General features: G+C 41.5%; 3 protein-coding genes and 1 tRNA gene. 1 reads left to right on the top strand and 3 read right to left on the bottom strand.

The genetic code is table 11. The features are described 5' to 3' along the window. Positions 1–3: 3 nt before the first annotated feature. Together BSO02S_RS25830 and BSO02S_RS25825 are read right to left on the bottom strand one after the other, a co-directional pair. Positions 4–78: transfer RNA gene (locus tag BSO02S_RS25830), tRNA-Asn, on the bottom strand. A gap of 109 nt (positions 79–187) precedes the next feature. Continuing rightward, complete coding sequence (locus BSO02S_RS25825; RefSeq protein WP_066074876.1) at positions 188–661, bottom strand: SprT family protein; 474 nt, start codon at positions 659–661, stop codon at positions 188–190. Between the two features lie 95 nt (positions 662–756). Between BSO02S_RS25825 and cmpA the strand changes: the two genes are divergently transcribed. Continuing rightward, positions 757–870 (top strand): cortex morphogenetic protein CmpA, encoded by a 114-nt coding sequence (cmpA, locus tag BSO02S_RS27400; RefSeq protein ID WP_007083554.1) that lies wholly within the window; start codon positions 757–759, stop codon positions 868–870. Positions 871–886: 16 nt separating this feature from the next. Here cmpA and BSO02S_RS25820 read toward each other — a convergent pair whose 3' ends face one another. Beyond that, positions 887–3,031, bottom strand: a complete 2,145-nt coding sequence (locus tag BSO02S_RS25820; RefSeq protein ID WP_066074878.1) for a Tex family protein — start codon at positions 3,029–3,031, stop codon at positions 887–889. Positions 3,032–3,229: the final 198 nt, after the last annotated feature.

Below are 3,229 nucleotides of genomic sequence, written 5' to 3'. Positions count from 1 at the left end.
ATATGGCTCCGCAGGTAGGACTCGAACCTACGACCGATCGGTTAACAGCCGATAGCTCTACCACTGAGCTACTGCGGAATAGTCTAATGCAACAAGGCAATCACCTTATCGACTCTTTACATTATAATGACGAATAAAGTGAAAGTCAATATAGTTTTAATATAAAAATGCCTTCCAATATCTTACGTTATTCCATGGTTATTTCTTTAACTTTCGTTAATTTTCCCCGGCATTTTCCACATACATATCTGCTGGTATCGATGCTCCTTTTTCTTTTATAAGAAAGCTGGCATTTTGTGCACTTATATAAAAGGATTTTCTTAGATGTACGTTTTACTTTTCTGTCCGGAAGCTGCCCGCAAAAACGAGGTGCATCTACTTCTTTCAATAATTTCTTAAACTCTTGATCCTTATGCTGATAACCTTTTCCTTCTAGATGAAGGTGGTAATGACATAGCTCATGCTTAATAATTCCTAATAACTCTTTCTCACCGAGCTGCTCTAGATACTTTTTATTGATTTCAATGTTATGCGTGCCAAGAAGGTATCTGCCGCCGGTTGACCTTAATCGTAAGTTAAACGAAGCCTGGTGCTGAAATGGTTTGCCAAATGCCTCGGTTGATATCGTTTCAACCAATAATTGAAGTTCTTTTTGTTCCATTTGGGATCTCTCACTTTCTTAGAGAACATGACAACCTATTATAGCATATATTGTATATACCTTTACTTATGATGTACTTTTCGGGAGGTTTCACTATGCCGACTTGGTTGCAAAACCAAATGAAAAGAGCTTTTTACGAGAAGGACCGCTATCAAATCAAGCTGTTAAATCAGTGCTGGTTTTTTTACAGAAAAAAACACTGCTCCTAGAAGCAGTGTTTTCCCATTAATTCGATGGAGACAGCATAGTTAAGGCGACGCGACCCTTTTTCATATCGACCGAGTCTACCCAGACTGTTACGACATCACCCACGGACACAATGTCCAAAGGATGTTTAACAAATCGATTGCTGAGCTTAGAAATATGAACAAGCCCATCTTGCTTGACGCCGATATCGACAAATGCGCCAAAGTCAACGACATTCCGAACCGTTCCTTGCAGCTCCATTCCGGCGCTTAGGTCTTCTAACTTTAATACATCTTTCTTTAAAAGTGGTCGCGGAAGGTCGTCACGCGGATCTCGCTCCGGTCTAACTAAGGCATCGATAATATCCTTTAAAGTTAATTCACCGATGGCTAGTTCTTCAGAAACAGTTTTTAAATTAAGACCGTTAAGTGCAGTTATTAGCTGCTCTGACCCCAAGTCATCACCTTTAAAACCAAGACTGGCTAATAGCTTCTTCACCTCGTCGTAATTTTCCGGGTGAATTCCTGTCCGGTCAAGCGGTTGTTTACCGTCCAATACACGCAAGAATCCGATTGCCTGCTCATACGTCTTCGCACCAAGGCGGGGTACCTTCTTCAATTGGACCCTGCTCGTGAATTTCCCTTCTTCCTCACGCTTTTTCACAATATTGTTTGCGGCAGTTTTGTTTAACCCCGCAACATATTGTAATAGCGAGGACGATGCAGTATTTACATTTACACCAACCCGGTTTACGGCAGTTTCAACGACAAAATGCAAGGATTCTGACAGCCGTTTCTGGGAAACATCATGCTGGTATTGGCCTACTCCTACTGATTTCGGGTCGATTTTTACCAATTCAGCTAATGGATCCTGCAAACGCCGCGCTATCGATGCGGCACTTCTTTCTTCTACTTGGAAATTCGGAAATTCTTCTCTTGCAAGGTCAGAGGCAGAGTAGACACTTGCACCTGCTTCATTGACGATCAAATAAAAAATTTCTTCCGTCATTTCTTTTAATATATCTGCAACAAACTGCTCTGTTTCCCTTGATGCTGTACCGTTTCCGATGGCCGCCATTTCCACTTTATAATCGCGGAGGATTTTTATAAACTTTTCACGAGCTTCTTTTGTTTTTGATACCGGCGGGTGTGGATAGATAACATCTATTTTCAGTACCTTTCCTGTTTCATCTACTACCGCTAGTTTACAACCTGTCCTGTAAGCGGGGTCGACACCGATGACGACTTTTCCTTTTAACGGCGGCTGCAAGAGCAGGTTGCGAAGATTTTCTGAGAATATATGTATGGCTTGCTCTTCGCCTTTTTCAGTTAGTTCATTGCGAATTTCCCGTTCGATGGAAGGCTGAATCAATCGTTTATAGCTGTCTTCAATTGCCTCCGTCACGAATGGTGCTGCAGGTGAGTACTGAACACGAATCCACCTTTTTTCAAGGTAAGACTGGATTTTATCCGCATTCATTTTAAGCGATACTCTTAGAATGCCTTCCTTTTCACCACGATTTAAGGCAAGAATTCGATGGGGAACGATTTTGTTTACTGGCTCCTCATACTCATAGTACATTTCATAAACGTTTTTTTCGTCCTTTTCCGCATCTTTCACGGCAGACACAACAGCGCCAGATCGAAACGTCTCTTTCCGGATCCATTTGCGGCTTTCCGCATCATCTGATACCATTTCCGCGATGATGTCTTTAGCGCCTGCAACGGCATCTTCAACTGTAAGAACTTCTTTTTCATCTGATAAAAATTGCTTAGCCTTTTCCTCGATGCTATCTTTCGAAAAAGTTAGCAGCCATTCAGCCAAAGGTTCGAGGCCCTTTTCCTTTGCAACGGTAGCTTTCGTCCGTCTTTTTTGTTTATACGGTCTGTATAAATCCTCTACCTCTTGCAGTTTTTCGGCTTTTGTGATGGCCCGGTTTAGTTCGTCCGTTAATTTCCCTTGTTCAGCAATAATCCTTACTACCTCTTCTTTTCTCTGCTCAAGGTTTTGAATATATTGTCGGCGTTCTAATATATTGCGAATCTGTACTTCATCTAGAGCTCCCGTCATTTCCTTTCGGTAGCGGGCAATAAAAGGAACAGTATTGCCTTCATCTAATAATGAAATAACACTTTTCACTTGTTTATAAGATATCGCCTGTTCAGCGGCAATTTTATCTAACATTTGCTCATCTTTTACGACTGTATCATTCACAAAACATCCTCCATTCCTTTAACCCTATTGTATCAGATTGCAAAGAGCGTTTCATTAATGGAGCCGTCCTTATACAATGGCTGCATTAATGGGCAGGTGTTGGTTTTTAAGTTAACTACCCTCTTGATTATATATGCCCGGTTGGATACCCTTTTCGCGATTTTCTCC

The organism is Neobacillus soli NBRC 102451 (assembly GCF_001591665.1).
Taxonomy (GTDB): domain Bacteria; phylum Bacillota; class Bacilli; order Bacillales; family Cytobacillaceae; genus Neobacillus; species Neobacillus soli.
This window is presented reverse-complemented; position numbering and strand designations above follow the sequence as displayed.

Excerpts from the sequence above, each read along its gene's own strand:
- BSO02S_RS25825 (WP_066074876.1), bottom strand. The coding sequence starts at position 661 with ATGGAACAAAAAGAACTTCAATTATTGGTTGAAACGATATCAACCGAG.
- cmpA (WP_007083554.1), top strand. The coding sequence starts at position 757 with ATGCCGACTTGGTTGCAAAACCAAATGAAAAGAGCTTTTTACGAGAAG.
- BSO02S_RS25820 (WP_066074878.1), bottom strand. The coding sequence starts at position 3,031 with ATGTTAGATAAAATTGCCGCTGAACAGGCGATATCTTATAAACAAGTG.